23 protein-coding genes are annotated in these 24,902 nt (G+C 61.5%); 12 read left to right on the forward strand and 11 right to left on the reverse strand.

Annotated elements, in window-relative coordinates; all coding sequences use genetic code 11:
* Nucleotides 1-38: 38 nt before the first annotated feature.
* From IB238_RS08595 to IB238_RS08605, 3 genes are all read right to left on the reverse strand, one after another.
* Nucleotides 39-302 carry a hypothetical protein gene (locus IB238_RS08595; RefSeq protein WP_192245330.1) on the reverse strand — a complete coding sequence of 88 codons (264 nt, stop codon included), beginning with the start codon at nt 300-302 and terminating at the stop codon, nt 39-41.
* A gap of 122 nt (nt 303-424) precedes the next feature.
* A complete protein-coding gene (locus IB238_RS08600) occupies nt 425-2,932 on the reverse strand; it encodes a mechanosensitive ion channel family protein (protein WP_348648212.1) in 2,508 nt (835 codons plus the stop codon).
* A gap of 159 nt (nt 2,933-3,091) precedes the next feature.
* A complete protein-coding gene (locus IB238_RS08605) occupies nt 3,092-3,652 on the reverse strand; it encodes a DUF924 family protein (RefSeq protein ID WP_192245332.1) in 561 nt (186 codons plus the stop codon).
* Between the two features lie 168 nt (nt 3,653-3,820).
* On the opposite strand from IB238_RS08605, the gene IB238_RS08610 reads away from it, so the two are divergent.
* Nucleotides 3,821-4,306: a hypothetical protein gene (locus IB238_RS08610; RefSeq protein WP_192247527.1), complete on the forward strand. Its 486-nt coding sequence runs from the start codon at nt 3,821-3,823 to the stop codon at nt 4,304-4,306.
* 23 nt (nt 4,307-4,329) lie between these two features.
* Here IB238_RS08610 and IB238_RS08615 read toward each other — a convergent pair whose 3' ends face one another.
* Nucleotides 4,330-5,820 carry a lytic transglycosylase F gene (locus IB238_RS08615; protein ID WP_246723508.1) on the reverse strand — a complete coding sequence of 497 codons (1,491 nt, stop codon included), beginning with the start codon at nt 5,818-5,820 and terminating at the stop codon, nt 4,330-4,332.
* Nucleotides 5,821-6,062: 242 nt separating this feature from the next.
* On the opposite strand from IB238_RS08615, the gene IB238_RS08620 reads away from it, so the two are divergent.
* Complete coding sequence (locus IB238_RS08620; protein WP_192245334.1) at nt 6,063-6,491, forward strand: OsmC family protein; 429 nt, start codon at nt 6,063-6,065, stop codon at nt 6,489-6,491.
* On the opposite strand, the gene IB238_RS08625 is transcribed toward IB238_RS08620, so the two are convergent.
* Nucleotides 6,488-7,015 carry a hypothetical protein gene (locus IB238_RS08625; RefSeq protein WP_192245336.1) on the reverse strand — a complete coding sequence of 176 codons (528 nt, stop codon included), beginning with the start codon at nt 7,013-7,015 and terminating at the stop codon, nt 6,488-6,490. The genes IB238_RS08620 and IB238_RS08625 overlap by 4 nt on opposite strands.
* A 279-nt stretch (nt 7,016-7,294) precedes the next feature.
* Between IB238_RS08625 and ccoN the strand changes: the two genes are divergently transcribed.
* The 7 genes from ccoN to ccoS all read left to right on the forward strand — a co-directional run bounded on the left by ccoN (nt 7,295) and on the right by ccoS (nt 12,066).
* The gene (gene ccoN, locus IB238_RS08630; protein ID WP_192245338.1) at nt 7,295-8,953 is read left to right on the forward strand and encodes a cytochrome-c oxidase, cbb3-type subunit I; all 1,659 of its coding nucleotides are present in this window, start codon (nt 7,295-7,297) and stop codon (nt 8,951-8,953) included.
* Nucleotides 8,954-8,956: 3 nt separating this feature from the next.
* Nucleotides 8,957-9,688: a cytochrome-c oxidase, cbb3-type subunit II gene (gene ccoO / locus IB238_RS08635; RefSeq protein ID WP_192245340.1), complete on the forward strand. Its 732-nt coding sequence runs from the start codon at nt 8,957-8,959 to the stop codon at nt 9,686-9,688.
* A gap of 4 nt (nt 9,689-9,692) precedes the next feature.
* Nucleotides 9,693-9,866: a cbb3-type cytochrome c oxidase subunit 3 gene (locus IB238_RS08640; RefSeq protein WP_192245342.1), complete on the forward strand. Its 174-nt coding sequence runs from the start codon at nt 9,693-9,695 to the stop codon at nt 9,864-9,866.
* Nucleotides 9,857-10,759: a cytochrome-c oxidase, cbb3-type subunit III gene (ccoP, locus tag IB238_RS08645; RefSeq protein WP_192245344.1), complete on the forward strand. Its 903-nt coding sequence runs from the start codon at nt 9,857-9,859 to the stop codon at nt 10,757-10,759. The genes IB238_RS08640 and ccoP overlap by 10 nt, the downstream gene beginning before the upstream one ends.
* Nucleotides 10,756-10,941: a hypothetical protein gene (locus IB238_RS08650; protein WP_192245346.1), complete on the forward strand. Its 186-nt coding sequence runs from the start codon at nt 10,756-10,758 to the stop codon at nt 10,939-10,941. Before ccoP ends, IB238_RS08650 begins: the two co-directional genes overlap by 4 nt.
* Nucleotides 10,942-10,981: 40 nt before the next feature.
* On the forward strand, nt 10,982-11,770 hold the full coding sequence (locus tag IB238_RS08655; RefSeq protein WP_192245348.1) for a DUF2189 domain-containing protein: 789 nt from the start codon (nt 10,982-10,984) through the stop codon (nt 11,768-11,770).
* A 77-nt stretch (nt 11,771-11,847) separates the two neighbouring features.
* A complete protein-coding gene (ccoS, locus tag IB238_RS08660; protein ID WP_192245350.1) occupies nt 11,848-12,066 on the forward strand; it encodes a cbb3-type cytochrome oxidase assembly protein CcoS in 219 nt (72 codons plus the stop codon).
* Between the two features lie 42 nt (nt 12,067-12,108).
* Here the strand turns inward: ccoS and IB238_RS08665 are convergent, their stop codons facing one another.
* The 4 genes from IB238_RS08665 to IB238_RS08680 form a co-directional block, all read right to left on the reverse strand.
* On the reverse strand, nt 12,109-12,765 hold the full coding sequence (locus IB238_RS08665; protein ID WP_192245352.1) for a methionine ABC transporter permease: 657 nt from the start codon (nt 12,763-12,765) through the stop codon (nt 12,109-12,111).
* Nucleotides 12,746-13,825, reverse strand: coding sequence for a methionine ABC transporter ATP-binding protein (locus IB238_RS08670; RefSeq protein WP_192245354.1), 1,080 nt, complete (start codon nt 13,823-13,825; stop codon nt 12,746-12,748). The genes IB238_RS08665 and IB238_RS08670 overlap by 20 nt, the downstream gene beginning before the upstream one ends.
* Before the next feature lie 95 nt (nt 13,826-13,920).
* Nucleotides 13,921-14,769, reverse strand: a complete 849-nt coding sequence (locus IB238_RS08675) for a MetQ/NlpA family lipoprotein (RefSeq protein WP_192245356.1) — start codon at nt 14,767-14,769, stop codon at nt 13,921-13,923.
* A 258-nt stretch (nt 14,770-15,027) separates the two neighbouring features.
* Entirely contained in the window at nt 15,028-16,473 is a 1,446-nt protein-coding gene (locus tag IB238_RS08680) for an NAD-dependent succinate-semialdehyde dehydrogenase (RefSeq protein WP_192245358.1), read from the reverse strand.
* Nucleotides 16,474-16,771: 298 nt separating this feature from the next.
* Here IB238_RS08680 and IB238_RS08685 point away from each other — a divergent pair, with 298 nt between their 5' ends.
* On the forward strand, nt 16,772-18,571 hold the full coding sequence (locus IB238_RS08685) for an ABC transporter ATP-binding protein/permease (protein ID WP_192245360.1): 1,800 nt from the start codon (nt 16,772-16,774) through the stop codon (nt 18,569-18,571).
* A 58-nt stretch (nt 18,572-18,629) separates the two neighbouring features.
* Here the strand turns inward: IB238_RS08685 and IB238_RS08690 are convergent, their stop codons facing one another.
* The gene (locus IB238_RS08690; RefSeq protein ID WP_192245363.1) at nt 18,630-19,091 is read right to left on the reverse strand and encodes an Lrp/AsnC family transcriptional regulator; all 462 of its coding nucleotides are present in this window, start codon (nt 19,089-19,091) and stop codon (nt 18,630-18,632) included.
* A gap of 123 nt (nt 19,092-19,214) precedes the next feature.
* Here IB238_RS08690 and alr point away from each other — a divergent pair, with 123 nt between their 5' ends.
* Nucleotides 19,215-20,333 carry an alanine racemase gene (alr, locus tag IB238_RS08695; protein ID WP_348648213.1) on the forward strand — a complete coding sequence of 373 codons (1,119 nt, stop codon included), beginning with the start codon at nt 19,215-19,217 and terminating at the stop codon, nt 20,331-20,333.
* Between the two features lie 39 nt (nt 20,334-20,372).
* Nucleotides 20,373-21,623 (forward strand): D-amino acid dehydrogenase, encoded by a 1,251-nt coding sequence (locus tag IB238_RS08700; protein WP_192245367.1) that lies wholly within the window; start codon nt 20,373-20,375, stop codon nt 21,621-21,623.
* Between the two features lie 87 nt (nt 21,624-21,710).
* On the opposite strand, the gene IB238_RS08705 is transcribed toward IB238_RS08700, so the two are convergent.
* Nucleotides 21,711-24,902, reverse strand: coding sequence for a multidrug efflux RND transporter permease subunit (locus IB238_RS08705; protein WP_192245369.1), 3,192 nt, complete (start codon nt 24,900-24,902; stop codon nt 21,711-21,713).

The following is a 24,902-nucleotide window of genomic DNA, read 5'->3' on the forward strand; positions in this document are numbered from 1 at the left end:
TTGCTCCCTACGCCACCACCGCAACCACAATGAAGATCTTACTTGATAACGGCCGAACCGCCGCTGATCTCGACGTTCTCATCGCCGTTGAGCCCCACACGGTCGCCATTGGGAAGCGTGACGAAACAGCCGGAAGGGCAGACGGATTCAGTCTCGCCCGAAGCTAGGGCCAATTCCGTGCGACTGCCGTTTTCGACAATCGTCAGAACCACCGCGTCGCCGTCCTTGTTGGTGATCGATGCCGCAAGAGCCGGCGCAGTCATCGCGCCCGAGACAAGCAGCATTGCAAGCATTCGCGTCATTTCTGCCCGGCGCAGAGCGCCGCCCCTGTTTCAAACCCCGTGAGACCCTAGCCTCACTTTGAAGGTTTTGCATGTGTTTTATGACGCCAGCGCTGAATATGGCATGAATACGGCATTCATTTTCAGCCGGTTTCGTCAGCCCCCTCCTCGACATTCTTAGGCTTCAGCCGCTGCACAGGCGGGGCTGCGACGGGAAGGCTTGTCTTGGCAGTGTCGATCAGGGCGGCAACGAGTTCCGCACTTTGCGCATCGATCGTGACCGGCACGGTTGCGGCCGCCGGCCCCGAGAGCGGTATTTCCTCGGCGCGCAGCCGCTCGAGCAGCGCGGTCCGCAGTTCCGTCTTGACGGAGCCGGCGTTCGAAACGTCGGCGACGAACGCGCGCAGTTCGAAGTCGAGCGTGGAACTGCTGAAATTGACGAACACCACCGATGGCTCTGGATTGCGCAATACCGGCTGGCTGGCAGCGACTTCGAGCAACAGATCCGCAACCTTGCGAGGGTCGTTGCCGGAATAGACGCTGACCGGAACCTCGATGCGCCCCAGCTTGTTGCGATGCGTCCAGTTGCCGACCGTGCCGTTGATCAGCACCGAGTTCGGCACGATGATCGTCTGACGCTGGAAGGTCTCGATTTCTGTGGCACGAACGGAAATGCGTTTTACATAGCCTTCCGTCGTACCGGCCACCACCCAGTCGCCGACCTTGAACGGACGCTCGGCCAGAAGGATCAGGCCGGAGACGAAGTTCGACACGATGTTCTGAAGGCCGAAACCGATACCGAGCGAGAGAGCACCGGCGACGAGCGCGAGGCTGGAGAGATCAATCCCGGCGGCCGAGATACCGATCAGGCCCGCAAGCCCTACGCCGGCATAGCCGATCGCCGTGCGCACCGAGTTGCGCACGCCAGGATCGACATGACTGCGCACCATGACCGTGCCGTCGAGCCAGCGCTGGAACCAACGCGTCACCACTAGGCCAAGCGCGAACAGCACGAGCCCCGCAAGTATGCCCACGATCGAGATGGAGATGCTGCCGATGTTGATCTCGGTGAAGAGCTGGTAGGCCCAGCTTTCGATGTCGCCGATCTGGAAACCCCACTGCAGCAGGATACCCGGCACCCCGAGAAAGAGCACGATCATGTAAATGCCAAGGCTGGCAGCCAGTCCCGCCTGGTCCATTGCGATGTCATTGAGGTGGTAGCGTTCCGCCAGTCTCTGCCCAAGGTAGGTCCTGGCAAATGCGCCCTGCACACCGATCGCCCGGCCGGAGAGAATCCCGATATACATGGTCACCAGGATCGCGCCGGTCACGACGATCTGGGTCGCCACGAAGCGGGCGAGCCCCACATAGCCGATGGTCGCCATGCCGATCAGGCCGAATCCGGTCAGCATAAGAAGCATCGACAGCGCCCGCGGCCAGGGACGCCCCGCGCTGCTCGGATCCTCCCCCTCTCTCAACATCGGACGGATGAACGATATCCAGATGAGGATGAGGCCGATCACGATCGAGGCAATCATGCTCTTGGCCACCGTCAGTACGACGGCGGAACCGAGTGCCACGCTGACGCCGCCCAGGAAGTAGTCGAGCGCATTGGCAAATGCCATTGCGAAGATCGACCGCTCCAGCTTTCTTGCGCCCTCGTTCGAAACGCTGACCAGGCGCCACTCAGGACGCTTGGGTGCCAGGACAGCCCGGCTCAGCGCAGAAACGAAATAAAGACCGACGCAAACGGCAAACAGCGACGACACCATCGGCGCGATGTCCGGCCGCAGGACATTGAAGCTGTAGAGCAGCGAATAGCAGACAAAGGCAAAGGCCCCGACCGCGAACGTCGGAATCGTGATGGACCAGAAGGCGATCATCAGTCGGGTGATGTAGTGCGGCTTGTCGATGGTCTTGTTTCGCTGGATCAGCGGACCCGCCAGCCGGTGCCCCCCGGAGTAAAGCACAAGGCCGATCACAAGGGAGAGCGAAACGGCGGCAAGCAGCGATTCCCGCTTGAACGACCAGACAAAGCGCAGCCAGCCGCCCACCGTTCGCTTCAGGTCTGCACCCTCCCGCTCGCCGGCTGCTAGCGCCTCCTCCAGCACGGTCGGCGTAACACTCGTGCGCTCCAGCAACGTCTCGGTAAACAACGTGCGGCGCATTTCGGTGACCTGATTGGCAAGCTGCGTCGCTTCTATCGACAGGGCCTCGGCGTTGCCGGTTACGGTGTTGATCGCTGCCCTTTCTTCGGCGAGATTGGCCCGCTCCTGCTTGATCAATTCGGATTCAGCCGGCTGCCCCTCAGCGGGAGGAGGTCCCAGCTCGTCCAGTCTTGCCTTGATGTCGTTGAAACGCTGGCGCGTGGAAACTGACGCATCGAGCGCCGAGCGGCCAAGCTGCTCCACCTTGAGCTTGAGTTCGGCCAGTTTCGGCTCATCCTCGCGCGCAGCATCAATCTGCTTGCGCAGATCGGCCAGGTGCTTGCGGGCCTTGTCCAGCTTGTCGTTCGCATCGGCGATCGGGTTTGCGATCTGAGCAGGTTGGGCCTGCACCTGCGGCGCTGGCTCCTGGGCTACAACCATTGCCGGCACGAGAAGCGGCAAGAGAGCCAGCAGGACGAGAAAGGCGCGTTTGAAAGTCGGCACGGACGATTCCTATAACATTTTGGCGCACGCCCCGATGATCGGAAAAAACGTGTGCAAAATCAATGTGCGGCGGACGTCTTCGCCGGCAGATAGCCGGCGGGCGCCACGACTCGCGCGCAAACTATTGCGCGACCCGGGCAATGTGAAGGCGCGTCGATGTCAGAAGCCTGATCCGGGGATGGCCAGATAGTCCAGCTCCGCCGGCGTCGACCGACGCCCGAGCAGCGCGTTGCGGTGAGGAAAACGACCAAAATCGCGGATGACGGCGTGATGACGGTGTGCGTAGTCGAGGTAATTCTTCTCGCCCAGCGCCTTGAACAGGGCAACCGACCGATCCTGATCGGCGATATCCTCGGAATGCTCGAAAGGCAGGTAGAAAAAATGCCTGCGCTCGTAGGAGACCTTGACGTCGGCGCCCGCCTCCAGGGCCAACTCCGCCTCCCGCAGTGCAATCCAGTCCGTCGCAAAGGCCATCGGCGTATTGCGGTACATATTGCGGGGGAACTGGTCGAGGACGATCACCGCGGCAAGCCGCGCATCCGGCGTCTCGCGCCAGGCATCCGGGACATGTCGGGCAAGCGCGAGGTGCGTCGCCGCATAGCGGGTGCGGATATGTGCATCGAGCTGGGGGGGCGGCGTGAACCAGTGCTCCGGGGCGAGAAGCTCGCACCAGAACTCAACAACCTCCATGGGCTCCGCCACATTGTCGTCCGCGCGCATCGCTGCACTCCCTTGGGTTCGAGGTAGACTACTGAACCTGCATAACCATCCGGCTACCTGACAGATCACCTCTGCGTGCAGCCGGAGCTGCCCAACACCATAAATTTACAAATGTCAAATTTGCACTTCTAATGCATCGTTCAGAACATCCACATGGGGAATACGAACATGATTCTAGGCATGGCACCCTTTACCCTGTTCCACGTCGTTCTGAGTGTCATCGGCATCGGCTCAGGGCTTGTGGCATTGCGCGGCTGGCTGTTCTCCGAACTCCGCCCCGGCTGGACCGCGATCTTCCTGATTACGACGCTCGCCACGACGATCACCGGCTTCCTCTTTCCCATAACCGCCTTCACGCCGGCGATCTGGGTCGGCATCATCACAACAGCCTTCCTGTTGGCGGCCATAATGGCCCTCTATGTGTTCCGACTCTCCGGAAAATGGTGCGCGATCTTCCTCATCGCTTCCACCATTTCACTCTACTTCAACGTCTTCGTCCTCGTCGTTCAGATGTTCCAGAAAATCGACGCGCTCAACGCATTGGCACCGAACGGAACCGAGCCTCCATTCGCCATCACTCAGGGTATCGTTCTCCTGGCGTTTGCGACCGCCGGCTATCTTTCCCTCAGGAGGTTTCGCCCGGCTGTTGGCTAAGGCCCCGCTATTGGAAGCAGCTACTATTGGGCGGCTTCTGATGACGCCGTTCCACTATCGCCAGACTCGCTACCCTGCTTCGCCTCGACGCGATCCTCCGCACGGTCGGTGAGCATCGAGTAGGCGACGTAGTACTTGTAGATGTTGGCGACGTACTGGACCGTTTCTCGCCCGACGATCGAGGAGGCGGCGTTCTCGACGTTGCCGAACCAGACATTGGGATCAAGGCCAAGTTCCTCGGCTTTCTTCCGGAACTTTTTGAGGTTGCCGGGGCCTGCATTGTAGGCGGCAAAGGCGAAGAGCTGCCTGTCCTTCGGCGTCAGGCCGCTATCGTCGATGTAGGTGTCGATCAGATGGCGCAGATACTTGGCGCCCGCCTCAACATTCCGGCTCTCATCCTTGTCGATGCCGCTGATGCCGATCGCCTTGTCCTTTGCGGTCGCGGGCAGCAACTGCATGATACCGACGGCTCCGCGCGGACTGCGACGGCTCTGATCAAGCTGCGACTCCTGATAGCCTTGGGCGGCAAGCATGAGGTAGTCGAATAAATAGGCGTCCCCGTGCTTTCGGAAGATCTCCACCAAGCGCTGATATTTCTCCACCTCCTGTGGCGCATAGGCGCGCCGGACAATCTTGTCGCTCCTGTAGTAGGTGTTTTTCAGGATGTTGCCGAAAGTCGTCCCGACCTTGTGCTCCGCAACGAACGCGTTCAGCACCGCCTTGAGCTGCGGGCTGTCCTTGCGCATCGCCCAGGCGATGCGCCCTTGGTCGGCGAAAACGATGTCGTCCCGGACGGTGAGGTCGGTGAAAACCTTGGACCAGATCGCCGCCTTGTGCTGATCGACGATGGTCCACGGCAGGAGGCCTGCATTGACCATCTCCATCAGATCCTCATCCTCGAGGTTTTCATCGGCTCCGCCGATCTCGATTTCCGGCTTGCCTTCGGCCTTGCGGCGCACATTCAGCGCCTCAAGGTGCTCTCGGTAGCTGCTCGCCTTGCGCACATCGATCCTCTGCCCGCCCAGATCATCGATCGATCCGATCGCAAGCGCGTCCGGACCGGTCACGAGTACTTCCTTCGCATCGCTGTAGAGAGGATCGGTAAAATCAACGAGCTTCAGGCGCTCGTCAGTGATCGTCAGGTTGGCCATGACAATATCGCCGTAGCCCTGCACCAGTGAGTCGATCAGCTTGTCTCTCGACGTTGGCATGAAGACCACCCGGACGCGATCCAGTTCTTTCTTCGTGCCGGCGTTGATAGTTTTCTCAAGTGCCCGGCCAAACTCCACCGCGGTGCCGATCTCCTTTCCGGTGTCGAGGAAGTAGATCGTCTTGCTGAACGGCACGAGAACCCGGAAAACCCGTCGTTCCTTCATCTGATCGAAATCGATGACATGCTTCTCGGCGGCGACCGGAAGCGCCGCCTCCTCGGCACTTGCGGTCGCGTATTGTAGAATCATTGCGGCCAGAACGACGAGCGCCGCTCGCATGGCGCGAACCAATTCAAAATTCATGACACCCTGCCCTCTGCCCGAATCCCCTCAGACGACGCCAGCGGCTGGCGCCCGTTCCCGACACGGATGATACGACAGATCTCGGTATGGCGTGATGTATTTGTGCGCTGTCCCAGCGGCCTGATCGACAAAGCATTCCACGTTCTTCACAATCAAGCGGCCGTCATCTCACAGCTGCAGCTTGCCTCGTGCGGCTGCATGCGCTTATCAAGAAACGAAACAGCGATCGGACGGCCAATTCCATGAGTGAAGTAAAGATCAAGACCAGACAAATGGGTGCCACGGCGACGCTCGGTCGCACCGGATTTCCGCATGTCGTCTCCGCAACGGGCGGAACGCTCGATATCGTAACAGGCGCCACCCAGCCGGGGTTCAACCCGCTCGACCTGCTCTACGCCTCCCTGTCCGCCTGCCTCACCATGAGCGCACGCATCTCCGCGAGCCAGATGGGCGTCCTGGAGAAGTTGACGGAGTTAACAGCGGTCGTCACCGGGGAGAAAGCCGCCGACGGCTTGTCCCGCGTGCAGACGTTCAACATCGCCTTCACGATCCGCGGCGACATCGACGCACAAACCCGCGAGGCCATCGCCCGCGCGGCCGAAGATGAGATCTGCACGGTCAGCAATACGATCCGCGGCAACCCGGACTTCGCCACGACGATTTACGGCTAGGCCTTCTCGGCAAATGGCACGAGTTCCGGATCGAATTTGACCTCGACCACATTGTTGAAAACGGCCGTGGCCAGCATGATGCCGGCGAACGCGACGAGATCGACCAGCGTCTTGTTGTCGTAACGCGGCTTCAGTTCTTCCCAGATCTCTGGCGGAACCGCATTGGAATCGGCAACGATCGCCTTGCCGAAGCGGTCAAGCAGCGCCTCGCATTCCGAAAGTTCCAGCGCATCGGGATCGAAGCCTGCATTGATAAGCGCGCGACGGAAGAAGGTGATGGCAATCTTTGACTTCGCCGCCTTCGATATCGCGTGCGAAAAGATCCAGATCTCGCGGTCGCTGATGGCCGGATCGAGTTCTGCCCGGAGCGTGAACCACTCCGCATAGATCCGATGTGCCGCGGGCGAATGCAGCATCGTCCGCTTCATGTTGGTCATTCTGCCACGCAGGGCGAGCTCCCGGTCGTGCTCGGCACGAACGGCATCGCCGGCAGAAGCGTAGTCGATATGGGGTATGTGGCTCATCTTGGCTATCCGGTTGGATGTCGAAGGCGGCGGTGCCGCAAACTCGGTTGGACATGCAGCGAGGTAGTCGCATTTTGAACCTGCGCGCAATCCCCGCCGAAAGTTGAGCATGATTTTTCTGCTTTTTGCGCAGGCAATCAGAGGCTTACCAAAGCGCAAAACCCCATTGCCGCCTGATGGAAAACGTGCAACGATCAGCGCGTTGGCGCGCCCGCCAGATGCGGGAACACGCGAGAAGCACGGCGATCGAGTCGTATGCCTTTTCGGGGGATGTCGGGCATGGTTGCACAGCTGACCGCCTTGGAGCGCACTTACGCCGCAATCTTGCTGGTGGTGATCATTTGCGTCGGCGTGGCGATGGCCGTCGTGGGGCGGGGAGATCTTCTGGCGGTGCATGGCTGGACCGTCGCCGTCTACGCGATGGTCGTGATGGCGCTCCTGCTTCGCGGTATCGACGCAGCCGACCCGTTTGAGGAGCGTTTTCGCGAATATTACGACGATCCGACCAAGGTCGGCATCATACTGGCACTCGTCTGGGGCGTCATCGGTATGTTCGTCGGCGTATGGGCTGCAGCCCTCCTGGCCTGGCCGGACCTGACCTTCGATGCCGCCTGGGCGAGCTTCGGGCGGCTTCGTCCGGTCCATACCAGCGGCGTCATCTTCGGCTTCGGCGGCAATGCGCTGATTGCAACCTCCTTCCACGTGCTGCAACGAACAACGCGGGCCCGCCTGCCCGACCAGTTGAGCCCGTGGTTCGTGCTGCTGGGCTACAACCTCTTCTGCGTGCTCGCCGCTACCGGCTATTTCATGGGACTGACCCAGTCGAAGGAATATGCGGAACCTGAATGGTATGCAGACCTTTGGCTGGTGATCGTCTGGGTCGTCTACTTCGCGATTTATTTGCGCACCTTGGCGCGTCGGCGAGAGCCGCATATCTACGTTGCCAACTGGTACTACATGGCCTTCATCCTCGTGGTCGCCATGCTGCACATCATCAACAACCTGGCAGTGCCGGTCTCGATGAGCCACGCCAAGAGCTATTCGCTCTTCTCCGGCGTTCAGGACGCGATGACGCAGTGGTGGTATGGCCACAACGCGGTCGCCTTCTTCCTGACCGCCGGCTTTCTCGGCATGCTTTACTACTATCTCCCAAAGCGCGCCGGCCGGCCGATCTATTCCTATCGCATGTCGATCATCAGCTTCTGGGGCATCACCTTCATCTACATGTGGGCCGGCGCCCATCACCTGCACTACACCGCCCTGCCCCACTGGGTGCAGACACTCGGCATGGTCTTCTCGCTGGTGCTGCTCGTGCCCTCCTGGGCATCCGCCGGCAATGCGCTTTTGACCTTGAACGGCGCCTGGCACAAGGTGCGCGACGACGCCGTGCTGCGCTTCATGATGCTGGCTGCGATCTTCTACGGGATTTCGACCTTCGAAGGCTCGTTCATGGCGATCCGTGCCGTGAATTCACTCTCGCACTACACCGACTGGACCGTTGGCCATGTCCATGCCGGCGCGCTCGGCTGGGTCGCCATGATCACCTTCGGCTCGCTCTACGCCCTTGTCCCGTGGATGTGGAAGCGCCCGGCCCTCTATTCGGCACGGCTCGTGGAGGTACACTTCTGGCTCGCGCTCATTGGCACCGTCATATACGTCTTCGCGATGTGGAACTCGGGCATCACGCAAGGGTTGATGTGGCGCACCTACGACGTGAACGGGACGCTTGCCTACTCCTTCGTCGATTCGCTTGTTGCGATGCATCCCTACTACATTGCCCGCACCTTCGGCGGTCTGCTGTTTTTGATCGGCGCGGTTGTTGCCACCTACAACATCTGGATGACGATCAGACGGCCATTGCCGGTGGATGAGGGAGCTGCGGTCGACCTGCCGCTGGAACCGCCCGCACCGAAGGCCTGGGCCCAAGCCGGGGAGTAGCCGATGTTCAACTTCCACTATCGGCTCGAACGCAACGCCATCGGGCTCACGATCGGGATCATCGTTGCAGCCAGCATTGGCGGCCTGATCGAGATCGCCCCGCTCTTCACGATCGACGAGACCGTGGAGGATGCGCCCGACATGCGCGTCTATACCCCGCTGGAAGTCGCGGGCCGCAACATCTACATCCGCGAGGGCTGCTATGCCTGCCATTCGCAGATGATCCGCACGCTCCGCGACGAAGTGGAGCGCTACGGCCCCTATTCGCTGGCCGTCGAATCAAAATACGATCACCCGATGCTCTGGGGCTCCAAGCGCACCGGCCCCGACATTGCCCGCCTCGGCGGGAAATACTCCAACGAATGGCATGTCGCCCATCTCTACAATCCGCGCGACCTGGTGCCGGAATCGAAGATGCCTGCCTATCGCTGGCTGATGCGCAACTCGCTCAAGATCGACGATCTGGGCGAGCATCTGGCAGCCCTACGAGCGGTCGGCGTGCCCTATACCGACGAGATGATCGCCAACGCCACCGCCGACGCCTATGGCCAGGCAAACCCGGACAGCGGCCAGGCGAGCGGCGTGACGGAACGCTACGGCGACAAGACCAATCTCAGTCTTTTCGATGGCAAAGCCGAAACGCTGACCGAGATGGATGCAGTCGTCGCCTACCTGCAAATCCTTGGGAAACTCACGGATGCGGCCAAGCAGTCCGAGCAGGCCAATGTGGAGTAGCGCCATGAGCTTCGACCACGACACAGTCGTCGGCTTCGCCAAGTCCTTCGGGCTCTTCTACCTGATCGCAATGTCGATCTGCGTGGTGATCTACGCCTACTGGCCGAAGAACAGGAAGCGGTTCGATCACGCAGCCAACTCGATCGTATCGGACGATGAGGACCGGCCATGGCAGTAGGAGAGCGCGACCCCATCACCGGGCACATGACGACCGGCCACGAATGGAACGGCATCAAGGAGCTGCACACGCCGGTGCCGAAGCCCGTCTGGTTCTTCCTGATCGTCTTCACCCTCTTCGGCGTCATCTGGACACTCTTCATGCCGAGCTGGCCCTATGGCACCGGCTATTTCAAGGGATGGCTCGGGATAGACCAGAAGCAGACCGTGGCCAAGCAACTGGAAGAAGGCAAGGCCGATCGCGCCGCCTGGACCGCGCGCATCGAAAAGGAGGATTTCGCCGCAATCAGGGCCGATGCCGACCTGATGGGCGTCGTGCGCGAGACGGGCCATTCCCTGTTCGGCGACAACTGCGCCGCCTGCCACGGCACAAGCGGAGCCGGCAACCTGGGATACCCCAACATTGCATCCGCACCGATGCTCTGGGGTGACGCGCCGGAAACCATTTTCGAGACGATCACCGTCGGCATCAACGGCGCAGATCCGGATACGCGTGTATCGGAAATGCTGGCATTCGGCAAAAACCAGATCCTCGACCGCCCGGCCATACTTCAGGTCGTGACTTATGTCCGCTCTTTGTCGGGGCTGGAGGAGCCGACGGAAGCGAACGCAGCGGCGATCGATGCAGGGCGCGAGATCTTCGCCGCCAACTGCGTCAGCTGCCATGGCGAGGACGCCAAGGGAAAGACGGACATGGGCGCCCCGGACCTGACTGATCACTTCTGGATCAACGGCTCAAGCCGCGATGCGATCTATCACTCGGTCTTCTACGGCCGTCAGGGCCACATGCCGAGCTGGGGGCTGCGCCTGTCGCCGCTCGACATCAAGATTCTCGCGCTCTACCTCAGCGATCTCAGGGAGCGACAACATGCGGCTGTGGGAGATGGAACATGAGCGGGCTGGTGATGCGGCCGCGTACGCTGGCGCTTCTGGTCGGCGTGGGCCTAGGCCTCCTCGCACTTGCCAACACCCATTTGGTCTATGTCGCCATCATGTCTCAGCCCGACTGCGTCGCACATCAGAAGGCGGCATCGAGCGAGCCGGGCACCTATCGCGCAGCCGGGTCCGCATGTTGAAAACATGCCGTTCACCAACAGGTTACGGGAGAAACTTCACATGAAGATGCCTGAAACCGTCCCCCCGCTACCGAAAGCGGTCGATCGCAACCGGCATCTACCCGCCGGACAGGCACTTACGTGGTTGGCCGATGGTTGGCGCGATTTATGGACCGTGCCGCTGCCAAGTCTGCTTTATGGCCTAGGCGTCGCGGTCGTATCGATTATCATCGTCGGTGGCCTCTATTCCATCGGCTACGATTACGCGCTCTTCCCGGCGCTGGCCGGATTTTTCGTCGTCGGTCCGGCGCTTGCAGCGGGCCTCTACGAAAAGAGCCGGCGCCTCGAAGTCGGCCTGCCCGTCTCGCTTGCCACCATGATCCGCCCAAAACCCGGCACGGGTCAGCACGTGATGTTCGTCGGTGCAGTTCTCTGCGGGCTGATGCTGCTCTGGATGCGCGCGGCCGTCATCCTCTATGCGCTGTTTGCCGGCTGGCAACCCTTCCAGGGTCTCGACCATATCATTCCCATGTTGTTCGGCACCCCGATGGGGTGGGCGCTGCTTCTCGTCGGCACGGTGGTGGGCGCTCTCTTCGCTGCCTTCGCCTTTGCCATCAGCGTGTTCGGCGTGCCTATGGTCGTAGATAAGGATGTCGATGCCTTCACCGCCATGGGCACCAGCATTTCGCTGGCCTGGAACAATCTGCCGGTCATGCTTGCATGGGGTTTCATCGTCATGATTCTGACGGTCTTGAGCCTTCTGACCGGGATGCTCGGATTCATCATTACATTCCCGCTTCTCGGCCATGCCACCTGGCACGCCTATCAGGCAATCAAGGATCGGGATTAAAAAAACGCCGGACGGCGGCGGGAACCTTGTATCGCTAATATCGATTGTTCCACAGGACGCCGACGCAAGGCAGAAACATGAGCGCGATCTACTACCTCATCCCTGTTTCACTGTTTCTCGGAACAGCCGCTTTGCTGATGTTCCTCTGGTCGCTTCGAAGCGGCCAGTACGACGACCTCGACGGAGCAGCCGAACGCATCCTCTATGACGAGGACGTTCCCGCGCCTCCGGCGAAGGAAATACCAGCGGACGATGCGAGCAAGAATGCCCGTCACGCAGGGGCACTGCTGAAATAGAAACAGGGCGCACAGATCTGCGCCCCTCTATCGGCCCGGTCATCAGGCCTTGTGGTCCAGCCGCACGACCAGGCGATCGCCCGCCCACTGGATCGCGCAGACAAGCAGGATCAGGACGGCAACCACCGCAACCATCACGCTCGTCTCGAAGCGCTGGTAGCCGTAGCGAATGGCGAGGTCGCCGAGACCACCGGCACCGATCGCGCCCGCCATCGCCGAGGCGCCGATCAACGTGATCAGCGTCACCGTGAAGCCGGCAACGAGGCTCGGCAACGCCTCGGGCACAAGCACTTCGCGCACGATCGTCCAGCGATTGCCACCCATGGCGCGAACGGCCTCGATCAATCCGCGATCAACTTCGCGCAGCGACACCTCCGCCATGCGGGCGTAGTAAGGCGTGGCGGCGATGGAGAGCGGAACGATCGCCGCCCACATGCCGATCGACGTGCCGACGATGAAGCGCGTCACCGGGATCAGTGCGACAAGCAGAATGATGAACGGAACCGAGCGAAACCCATTGACGATTGCGCCGAGGAAACGGTTGATCCAGAGGTTTTCCGCAATCCCGCCCTTGGCGGTTGCCACCAGCACGAGCCCGAGCGGCAAGCCCGCCACGAGCGAAATCAGCCCGGATGCCGCCGTCATGACGACAGTCTCCCAGAACGAGCGGATGAAGAGCTCAAGCATGACCGGGGACATGGCCCAGAACCTCCACTTTGGCGCCGTGACGCTCAAGATATGCGATCGCCCGCGCTGCGCCTTCGGCCGACGGCGGAATGCCGATGAAGAAGCGGGCGACCGACTGCTGCTGGATGTGATCGATGCCGCCATGGATCAGGCGGAAACCATCCGGTAATTCACCCGAGAGGCCCGCCAGCAGATAGCCTGCGTCAGGACCGGAGAGATCGATACCTAGGACGGTTTCCCCCTTTTCTTCACCGACCAGCCGCGCCGATACATGTTCCGGCAGCTTCGGCCGGATGCCAGCAAGCATATTGCGTGTCGTCTCGGTATGCGGATTGGCGAAGACGGACCAGACAGACCCTTCTTCGACGATGCGGCCCGCGTCGATTACAGCAACCCGATCGGCAATCGTGCGGATGACTTCCATCTCATGGGTGATCAGCAGGATCGTCAGCCCGAGCTTGGCGTTGATATCCTTCAACAGGTCGAGAATGGCCGCGGTCGTTTCCGGATCCAGCGCCGAGGTGGCCTCGTCCGAAAGCAGGAGCGCCGGGTTCGCGGCAAGTGCGCGGGCAATGCCGACGCGCTGCTTTTGGCCGCCTGACAGCGCCTTGGGATAGCTTTTCGCCTTACCGGAAAGACCCACGAGATCGAGCAGTTCGGCTGCCCGCGCAAGACGCTTTTCTTTCGTCCAACCCTCGATCTTCAGCGGCAGCGCGACATTTTCTTCGACCGTCTTGGCCGAAAGCAGGTTGAAATGCTGGAAGATCATGCCGATCCGGCGGCGAACGGGCTGCAGTTCTTCCTCGGTGAGACCAGTGATCTCGCGCCCTTCGATCTGGATGGAACCACTGTCGGGCCGCTCCAAGCCATTGAGGCATCGGATAAGGGTGGACTTGCCGGCGCCGCTGCGGCCGATCAGGCCAAGAATCTCGCCCTTGCGCACCGTCAGCGACACGCCGTCGATCGCCGGTGTCTGGCCGAAATGGCGATGGACGCCGGAAAGCCGAACGACGGCCTCGCGCCCGGTTCCGGCATCCGCCGGCTGACCGACGAATGAATGATGGGAAGTCATGGGTGTTCCTTTCCGCCATCTCGCAATGGCGAGGCGGCTCGCGACGCCCAATGGGCCGCGAGCCGCCTGATGTTCAGGTCCGAAGGCGGGTCAGGTCAATAGGCGACAGTGCCCGTGCCCTTGTAGACGCGATCGAATTCGGTCTTCACGGCGTCGTTCTGGTAGGAGGAGACGAGCGTCTTGACCCAGGGCTGATCCTTGTCGGCCTCGCGCACGGCGATGAAGTTGCGATAGGGATTGTTCTCGATCGTTTCCTGCGCAATCCGGTCCTCGATCGCCAGTCCACTCTGCAGGGCCCAGTTGGTGTTGACGACGGCGGCATCAAGGTCGTCGACCGTGCGCCCGACGATTCCGGCGTCCAGTTCCTTGATCTCGACGTTCTTCGGGTTCTCGGCGACATCGGCGACGGTCGCGAGGATGCCCGTGCCTTCCTTCAGCTTGATGACGCCCTGTTCCTGTAGCACCAGCAGCGCGCGGCCTTCGTTGGACGGATCGTTTGGTACGCCAATCACGGCCCCCTCGGGCAACTCGGCGACGCCCTTGTGTTTCTTGGAATAGATGCCGATCGGCCAGACGGCGGTGTAACCGGCAATCACGATCTTGTAGCCGTGTGCCTGGATCTGGTTCTCGAGATACGGACCGTGCTGGAAGGCGTTGGCATCGATCTCGCCGCGCTCCAGTGCCTCGTTCGGCTGGGTGTAGTCGTTGAAGATGACCGGCTCGACCGTCAGCCCCTGCTTGGCAGCCTCGGTGACAACGACGCGCCAAACGTCCTCGTCCTCACCGCTCATGATGCCAACCTTGACCGTCGTCTTGTCCTCGGCCTGGGCCGGAGCCGGCATCGTCGAGGCGAAGGTCGCGACGGTTGCGGCCAGCATAGCGGCAAGCCCTGCCCGGCGGGTGAGGCGGACGCTGTCGAGAAGTTGGAGAACGGTCTTGGGCATGGATGTACCTGCTTTCATTATGTGCGGGCCTTGGGAGGACCATTGGTTGTCACGGCCGGAAGATCGCAAATGCCCATCATTGAGGCAAAGAATGGTCATTTGTTGGGCGTGACGCCCGCGAAAAATCCGTTCCGGGAAACCGCCTACGGTGGAAATTTCCACCAAGTCTATAGATTTCTGGCCGCCCCGGCGCATGACGCGCCGAAACGCCTATTTGAGCCGCCTGTCTCTTGTTCGGCCGCAGGCGGTGTCGAACGGTCAGGCGACCGAGACGAACTTCGTCACGAGATAGGCTTCGATAGCTTCTGAGCCGCCCTCGTTGCCGTAGCCGGAATCCTTGATGCCACCGAAAGGCACTTCGGGGAGCGCAAGGCCGTTGTGGTTGATCGTGGTCATGCCCGCCTCGACGCGCGTGGCCAGCGCGTGTGCGCTTTCGATCGAAGAGGTGAAGGCATAGGAGGCAAGACCAAACGGCAGGCGGTTCGCTTCCTCAATCGCCGCATCAAGGTCTGCGACTGGGTTGATGATGGCAAGCGGGCCGAACGGCTCTTCGTTCATTACGCGCGCGTCGGTCGGCACATTGGCGAGAACCGTCGCCTCGAAGAAATTGCCCTTGTTGCCGATGCGCCGGCCACCGGTCATCAGGCGGCCGCCGCGCTCAACCGCCTCGTTGACCAGCGCCTCGAGAGCTGGGACGCGGCGCTCGTTTGCCAGCGGCCCCATCGTCACGCCGTCCTCCAAGCCGTTGCCGATCTTGACCGCGCGCGCCGCTTCGACGAAGCCGTCGAGGAAGCGATCGAACACCTTCTCCTGGACGAGGAAGCGCGTCGGCGAGACGCAGACCTGGCCGGCATTGCGGAACTTCGAGAAGGCGAGAACCTTCACCGCCTTTTCGACATCGGCATCCTCCAGCACGATCGCAGGCGCATGACCACCGAGCTCCATCGTCGCCCGCTTCATGTGCAGGCCGGCGAGCGCCGCCAACTGCTTGCCGATCGGGGTCGAGCCAGTGAACGAGATCTTGCGGATGACGGGATGTGCGATCAGGTATTCGGAGATCTCGGCCGGGACACCGAAGACGAGCCCAATGACACCCGCCGGCACGCCGGCATCGACGAAGGCGCGGATCAGTTCGGCGGGCGAAGCCGGCGTTTCCTCCGGCGCCTTGACGATGATCGAGCAGCCTGCGGCAAGGGCCCCGGACAGCTTGCGGACAATCTGATTGATCGGGAAGTTCCAGGGCGTGAAGGCGACCGCCGGACCGACGGGCAGCTTGATTGCCGTCTGGGAAACGCTAGGGCTGCGGCCGGGAATCACCTGGCCGTAGGTGCGCCGCCCCTCTTCGGCAAACCATTCGATCAGGTCGCTGGCGGCCGCGATCTCGCCCATGGCCTCGGCCAGCGGCTTGCCCTGCTCGCGGGTCATCAATACGGCAATGCGTTCCCTGCGCTCGCGCAGGATGTCGGCCGCGCGGCGCATGATCTTCGAGCGCTCATAGGCAGAAACCGCGCTCCAGACCTTGAAGCCGGTGTCCGCCGCTGCGACCACCGCGTCCAGATCGGCGCGCGTCGCCTTGGAGACCTTACCAATTTCCTCGCCGGTGGCCGGATCGAGCACCGGAATCGTAGCGCCGTCCGAAGAGCCACGCCATTCGCCGTTGATCAGGAGCGTGGTGTCACCATAGGCCTGATTGGTAGTCGTCATGGAAAGTCTCCAGATTTTTGAGATTGAAAGCGCGCAGCGCCTGGAAGAATTCGCGGCACATGTAATCAATTGCGCGGCGGACGCAACCTCCACAACAATGTCATTTCACCCGCATGGATTTCAGGCCGACCGCAAGCTCAACTTCCACCACCAACATCTGCATTCACGAAGACGACAATCCACTGTGAAGCGCGGCCCCTGGCCTTGCCGTCGTCGACTTCGGGTGTTCCAGTGCCATTGGACGCCTTTCCTGAGAAACGTCAGGTGCGACGTTCTTTGTGGAAAAGGAATGTGGAAAATGGCCAACGTCACAGCAGAAAACGGCTCCGCATCACTGCAAGCTGGAACGCAAGACGAGGGCCTCTGGACACAGCTGATGACGATGCGGCGGATCTATCTTGCGTCGCCCGTGTTCAAAACACTCCTCGCCATCGCGATCGGCAGTTTCCTCGTCGTCGTTGCCACCGCGCTCGGCCAAATCGTGCTGAACCAATGGTACAAGCCGTTCTACGACGCAATCGAACGGCGCGATACCGACGCCTTCTTTCACCAGTTGACCATTTTTGCCGGAATTGCCGGCGTTCTTCTCCTGTTCAATGTCTCGCAACAATGGCTGAACCAGATGTTTCGCCTCAAGCTGCGTGAAGCTCTGACCAGGGACCTCATTACGGAGTGGATGCGCCCGCGACGGGCTTTCAGGCTGGCCAATGCCGGTGCGATCGGCGTCAATCCGGACCAGCGCATGCAGGAGGATGCGGGACACCTGGCCGACCTGACGACCGACCTCGCCTTCGGCCTGCTGCAGTCGACGATCCTGCTGTTTTCCTTCGTCGGCGTTCTGTGGTCGCTCTCGGACGGCTTCGTCTTCCACCTCGGCGGACGGAGCTTCGACATCCCCGGCTACATGGTCTGGGCGGCGATCATCTATGCCGGCTCCGCGTCCTGGCTCAGTTGGCTCGTCGGACGCCCGCTGATCAGCCTCAATAGCGAGCGCTACAATCGCGAGGCGGCGCTGCGCTTCACCATGATGCGCGTCAACGAACATATCGATTCCATAACGCTCGCGGGGGGAGAGGGAAGCGAGAGGCAGAGACTGGAGAACGACCTAGGATCCGTATTGACAGCAATGCGGAATATTTTCCGGGCGCAAATCAATCTCGCCTGGGTCGTCGACGGCTACGGCTGGGTAACGGTCGTCGCCCCAATTCTGGTGGCGGCGCCTGTCTATTTCGCCGGGCATATCACCTTCGGCGGACTGATGATGGCGGTCGGCGCCTTCAACCAGGTGCACACCTCCCTGCGCTGGTTCATCGCCAACATCGGCGCCATCACCGATTGGCGCGCGACCCTCCACCGGATCACCTCCTTCCGCAGCGCTCTGGTCGGCACCGACGCCCTGAACGATGCCGAGGGGCGCATAGAGTTTGCGCTGAACGACAGCAACCGCATGACGATAGACGAACTCGAGGTTGTCTCGCCGAGCGGCAACACCCGACTGGCCGACTCCCATGTCGAAATCATGCCCGGCGAACGGATCGTCGTGTCCGGCGATCCGGGGACCGGAAAGACCCTCCTCTTCCGCGCACTGGCCGGCCTCTGGCCGTGGGGGAGCGGACGCGTGGGCCTGCCGAAAGACGAGCCGGTCACGTTTCTGCCGCGTACCCCATATCTGCCGCCTGGCAAGCTTCGTGACGTTCTCTCCTACCCCCAACCCGACATTTTCAACGACAACCAGCTGACCGAAGCTTTGTCGAGAGTCGGCCTCCAGCGGCTTGCCCCCCAACTCGACACCGAAGCGCGTTGGGACCGTCAACTGAGCGACGAGGACGAGCGCCTGCTCGCCTTTGCGCGCCTGTTGCTGCACAAGCCTCGCTGGGTATTCATTGATGAGGTTCTGGAGTCCATGGAGCCGCCCGCGCAGAGGCGGGCCTTGTCGATCCTTCAGAAGGACCTGCAGGGTTCAACCATCGTCAGCATCGGGCGGCCGCTCCCGGATCACAGCCTCTTCACCCGAGGACTCCAACTGGTCCGGCTCGCCAGCCCACCGAAACGCCACCCTGCCCGGGCAGATAGGAAGCTGGAGGAGACCAAGGCATAGCGCATCCACTCGCGACGTCACGATGGCAACGCCGCCCCGCCGCATCAAACTGGCCCCGTCAGCGCGGTTGGACCCGCGTTGCCAGGATGTTGCGGATCGAAAAACTCGAATGGATGCGCAGGACCCCCGGCAGTTTCGCCAGGATTTCCTTGTGGATGCGTTCGAAGTCGCCGGCGTTTTCCACCTCGACCCTCAACAGATAGTCCGATCCCCCAGTCATCAAGTAGCACTCCTGGATTTCCGGATGCCGCCGCACGGCAGACTCGAAACGGTTCAGATGTTCCTCGGTCTGGCGTTCGAGCGTGATATTGATGATAACGGCGATCGGGTTCTCGCCTTCGGAGTTACCCACAAGCGCCGTATAGCCGCGAATGATGCCGGATTGCTCAAGCAGGCTGATCCGCCGCAGGCAGGCCGATGGTGACAATCCGACCTCTTCCGACAGCTTTGCGTTGGTGATGCGCGCATTCAGCCGCAGCAGGCGAATGATGTTGCGATCGATCGAGTCCAGGCCCCTCATGCAGAATCTTTCATCTCTTCGCACAAACTTCTAATTGTCTTAGCTATACGCAATAACAGAGCAATAATTCGAAGGAAAGCGCTCGATCATTTCACTAGCCTATTCTGATATCGGGAGTTGGCAGTGAATACACAACCACGCGAAATCATCAGCCGGGACGGTGCCTCGGGATACCTTGCGATCGACCTGAAGGCCCTCCAGCAGAACTATCGTCAATTGGTCGAGCGTGCAGCACCGGTGCCAGTTGCTGCTGTGGTCAAGGCGAACGCCTACGGCCTCGACGCAAACCGCGTCGCGCCGGCATTGCGCGAAGCCGGCTGTCGCGATTTCTTCGTCGCGCACATTGGCGAGGCGCTTCGCGTCAAACCGTTCCTCGACGGCAACGCCCGGATCTTTGTCTTGAACGGGCTGCAGCCGGGCGCCGAGGGGACATGTGCCGACGAAGGCATCATCCCGGTCCTCAACTCGCTCGAGCAGGTCGAAAACTGGTCGCAGACAGCAAGCGGGCGCCGCGCTCGCCTTCCCGCTGTTCTCCAGATCGACAGCGGCATGTCGCGGCTCGGATTGCCGCCGGAAGAAGTCGAAACGCTTGCGAACAATCCGGGCCTGCTTGGCAGCATCGATCTCCTCTACATCATGAGCCATCTCGCAAGCGGCGACGAGTCGGACTGCATTCAGAACGCCGATCAGCTCGCGGCAATGCGCGCGGCCTCGGCTCATTTCCCCTCGCTCCCGCTCTGCTTTGCCAATTCCGGCGGCATCTTCCTTGGCGAGAATTTTCACGGCGCGATGGTGCGTTCCGGCATTGCCCTCTGTGGCGGTGCTCCAACCGACGCGATCGCCAACCCCATGCGGCCGGTCGTGCGTCTCGACGTGCGGGTGATTCAGACGCGCACCGTTCCTGCTGGTACCCGCGTCGGTTATGGCGGCGCACACGTCACCACGACGGAGACGCGGCTTGCGACCATTGCGGCCGGCTATGCGGACGGGCTTCCGCGCAGCCTCAGCCACAAGGGGGCCGCCTACTATAACGGAACCCGACTGCCGATCGTCGGGCGGGTATCGATGGACAGTATCACGATCGATGTCAGCGCCCTGTCGCCGAGCACGCTGAAGCTCGGCAGCCTGGTCGAACTGATCGGCCCGCACCAGACGCTGGAAGCCATCGCGGCAGATGCGGGCACCATTTCCTACGAAATTCTGACGGGTCTCGGCGACCGCTACCACCGCGAATATCGCTGACCCTTCACGAGCGCGCATACAGAAATAAATGGGGCAATCATGAAAATCACAGTACTGGGCGCCGGCGTCATCGGCGTGACCACCGCCTACTATCTCGCGAAAGCCGGTCATGAGGTAACCGTACTCGACCGCCAGCCCGGCTCCGCGCTGGAGACGAGCTTCGCCAACGCCGGTGAGATCTCGCCGGGCTACGCCTCTCCATGGGCGGCGCCGGGGATACCGCAAAAGGCCGTGAAGTGGCTGTTCATGAAACACGCGCCGCTGATCATCCGGCCGATGGCCGATGCCGCCACCTGGCGCTGGATGATGTCCATGCTGGCGAACTGCACGAGCGCCCGCTACGCCACGAACAAGGGACGCATGGTCCGCCTTGCCGAATACAGCCGCGATTGCCTGATTGCGCTTCGCGAGGACATCGGCATCACTTACGACCACCGTACGCAGGGAACGCTTCAACTGTTCCGCACACAGAAGCAGTTGGACGGCATCGGCAAGGACGTGGAAGTGCTGCGCGCTGACGGCGTGCCGTTCGAGGTACTCGATCCGGCCGGCTGCATCGTTGCCGAACCGGGGCTGGCGCGCGTCAAGGAGAAGTTCGTCGGCGGCCTGCGCCTGCCGAACGACGAGACCGGCGACTGCTTCAAGTTCACCAACATCCTGCAGAACCATGCCGAAGCGCTTGGCGTCACCTTCCGGTTCGGCGTCGACATTCGCAGGCTGAAGCATCTGGGTGATCGCATCGTTGCAGTCGAAACCGGCGATGGCCTCGTCGAATCCGACCTTTTCGTCACCGCACTCGGCAGCTACACGCCGGCCCTCATCAAGCCGCTCGGCCTCAACGCGCCGATTTACCCGGTGAAGGGCTATTCGATCACCGTGCCAATTGTGGACGAGAGCCGCGCGCCCGTCTCGACGATCATGGACGAGACCTACAAGATTGCCATCACCCGTCTCGGCGACCGGATCCGTGTCGGCGGCATGGCTGAAATCGCAGGCTTCAGCCACGATCTGCCGGCGGCGCGCCGCGCAACACTGGAGCATTCGGTGGAAGACCTCTTCGGCGGCGCGGGCGACCAGTCGCAGGCTACCTTCTGGTCGGGTCTGCGGCCGATGACGCCGGACGGTACGCCGGTCATCGGCGGTACGCGGTTCAAGAACCTCTTCATCAACTCCGGTCACGGCACGCTCGGCTGGACCATGGCCTGCGGCTCCGGCCGTGTGCTCGCCGACATCATCAGCGGCCGCCGTCCGGACATCGAAACGTCGGACCTCGCGCTGAGCCGCTACTAAGACGACAAGTCGGCGGCGGGCATTGCCCACCGCCCTGTCTTCGGTCGCCTCACGAAACGCGTGTTGCCGGGCTCTCGACGCGAGGCGCTATTGCGCAGCCTCGTCCCGGCTTGCGCTCGCGGTCGCTTCCGGGTGCCCGCTATCAACGGCGGAAGCATGCCCTATTCCGGCCAGCCTGTGCGCTCTCTCGCGAAGCCACTGGAAGACGACGTAGAGTGCGGGGATCAGGAATATTCCCACCAGTGACGCGGCGAGCATCCCGCCGGCGACCCCCGTGCCCACCGCCCGGCGGCTGAGCATACCCGCCCCCTGCGCTGTTACCAGCGGTATCAGTCCCACAATGAAGGCGAAGCTCGTCATCATCACCGCGCGGAAGCGGGTACGAGCCCCGTCGATCGCCGCATCGATGATGCTTTCCCCCCTCTCCCGTCGGAACTGGGCAAACTCGACAATCAGGATCGCATTCTTCGAGGCGAGCGCAATCAGCACGACCAGCCCGATCTGCGCGTAGATGTCGAACGACAGGCCGGCGATAAGAATGGAAACCAGGGCACCGACAACGCCAACGATCACTGAAAGCAGGACAGGTATCGGGATTGTCCAGCTCTCGTAGAGCGCAACCAGGAACAGATAGGCGAACAGCACAGCAAGGGCGAGAATGACAGAGGTCTTGCCCGCCGCTTCAAGTTCCTGCAGGGCGGTTCCGGTCCATTCATAGCTATAACCGGGGGGCAGCGTTGCCGCCGAGACGGCCTCCATGGCCACAAGCGCCGCCCCTGAGGAGACGCCCGGTGCCGGCTGACCGTTCAGCGTGATCGACCGGTAGTTGTTGTAGCGTACGATCGATTGCGGACCGACGATGTAGCTCACGCGCGCGACCGACGCGACCGGAACCATCTGACCAGACGCGTTTCGCACATGCAGCCTCGATATGTCGGCAACCGAGCGCCGGTCGGCCTGCGCAGCCTGCATCGTGACGCGCCAACTCCGACCAAACATGTTGAAATCATTGATGTAGTAGGAACCGAGCGTGCCCTGCAGCGTGGCAAAGAGCTCGCTCACCGATACCCCCAGCGCCTGCAACCTGTCGCGATCGAGGTCAAGATAAAGCTGCGGCGAACTCGCCGAGTAAGTCGTGAAGGTCGGCCCGAGTAACGGGTTCTGGTTGGCGGCAATGATCAGCCCTCGCGCCGTGGCCGCCAGATCGGCCGGAGATCGCCCCTGCAGGTCGAGCAATTGGTATTCGAAACCGGAACCGGTCCCCAGGCCCATGATCGGCGGCAGGTTAAAGGCGAAAATCTGCGCCTCGCGGATCGCCGCTCCCTTGGCCATCGTCGTGGCAACTGCCGCATCGACGGATGCCGTAGCACTTGTGCGTTCTGCGAAAGGCTTCATCGTTACCACAGCAAAGCCGCTGCTCGATTTAGAAAGGCCATCGAGAAAGCTGTAACCGGTCACGCTGATGACGTTGGCGACGCCTTCAATCTCCCGCAGCACTGGTTCCACACGCTTGACGACCGCATCGGTGCGGTTGAAAGAGGCACCATCGGGCAAACGGATTTCGACGAAATACATGCCCTGATCTTCGCTAGGCAGGAAACCCGTCGGAACGATGCGGAACAGCCATCCGGCAGCACCAGCCGCCACTGCGAGCAGCAGAAGGCCTAGGATCGCCCTTCTGGCGATATGCCCTGCGACATACACATAGCCATCCCGCCCACCGTCGATGCCGCGCGAGATCCAGCCAAGGATGCCACGCTTCGGACCATGATGCGGCTTCAGCAGGATAGCGCAAAGCGCTGGGCTCAGCGTCAGCGCGTTGATGGCCGACAGCACCATCGAAACGGAAACCGCAACGGCGAATTGCTGAAACAACTGTCCGCTGAGCCCCGGGATGAAGGCAACGGGCACGAACACCGAGAGCAGGACGAGTGTGATGGCGACGATTGCGCCCGTAATTTCCCCCATGGCAAGCCGCGCGGCTTCAGCCGCCTGCATGCCGGGATTTTCCTCCATCACCCGCTCGACGTTCTCCACCACCACGATCGCGTCATCGACAACGATACCGATCGCGAGAACCAGAGCGAGGAGCGACACCGTATTGAGCGAGAAACCCAAGGCAAGAATGACCGCGAAAGTGCCTATGAGCGCAACGGGAACGGCTAGCAGCGGGATCAGCGCTGCTCGCCAGTTTCCGAGGAACAGGAACACGACGATGATGACGAGGACGAAGGCCTCGATCAGCGTGTGTTCGACATTCTCCACGCTTGCTTGGACAAACTGCGCGGTATCGTAGGAGACTTCATACGTCAGCCCCGCGGGAAAGTTCCTGGAGAGCCGTTCCATCGCCTCGTTGACGCCGCGGGCGGCAGCAAGTGCATTGACGCCCGGGGCCTGGTAGGTGCCGATCATCGCGACCGGCTTGCCGTTGAACCGGGCCAGGGAATCCGAACTCGCCGCTCCCAGTTCGACCTTCGCGACATCGCGAAGACGCACAAACGAACCGTCCGGTTCCGCGCGCAGCACGATATTCTGGAACTGCGACGGGTCGGTGAGGCGCCCCTGGGTCTGAATGTTGAGCTGGAACAACGGATCATCGGTCATCGGCTGGGCACCGATGCGACCGATCGCCGCCTGAACGTTCTGTGCCCGCAAGGCATTGGCCACATCCGTCGGCGTCAGCTTCAGGCTGGTCATCCGGTCCACGTCAAGGATGAGCCGCATCGAATAATCCTGCGCGCCGAACAGCGAAGCGTCGCCGACGCCCGGGACCCGCTTGATGGTGTCGAGCACATTGATGGTGGCATAGTTAGACAGAAACAGATTGTCGAATTGACTGTCCTTGCCGTAGATCGCGATCACCTGCATCAGGGCGGACGACTTCTTTCGGACGCTGACACCTGACTGCTTCACTTCCGCCGGAAGCCCGGCTTCTGCGAGCGAAACACGATTCTGCACGTTGACGGTCGCGATGTCGGGATCGGTGCCGACCGCAAAGGTGACGGCAAGATTGTAGGACCCATCGGCACCGCTGGTCGATTTCATGTAGAGCATGTCGTCGACGCCGACGACCTTGCTCTCGATCAGCTGGGCGACCGTCGTTTCGACCACATCAGCACCGGCACCGGGATAGCTCGCCGTGACGCTCACCTGTGGCGGAACGATGTCGGGGAACTGCGCGACCGGAAGCTGTGTCAGCGCGATAAGACCAGCGAGAGTGAGGACGATGGAGATGACGCCGGCAAATCGCGGTCGGTCGATGAAGATCTCAGAAATCAT

This window comes from Rhizobium sp. ARZ01 (assembly GCF_014851675.1).
GTDB lineage: Bacteria > Pseudomonadota > Alphaproteobacteria > Rhizobiales > Rhizobiaceae > Mycoplana.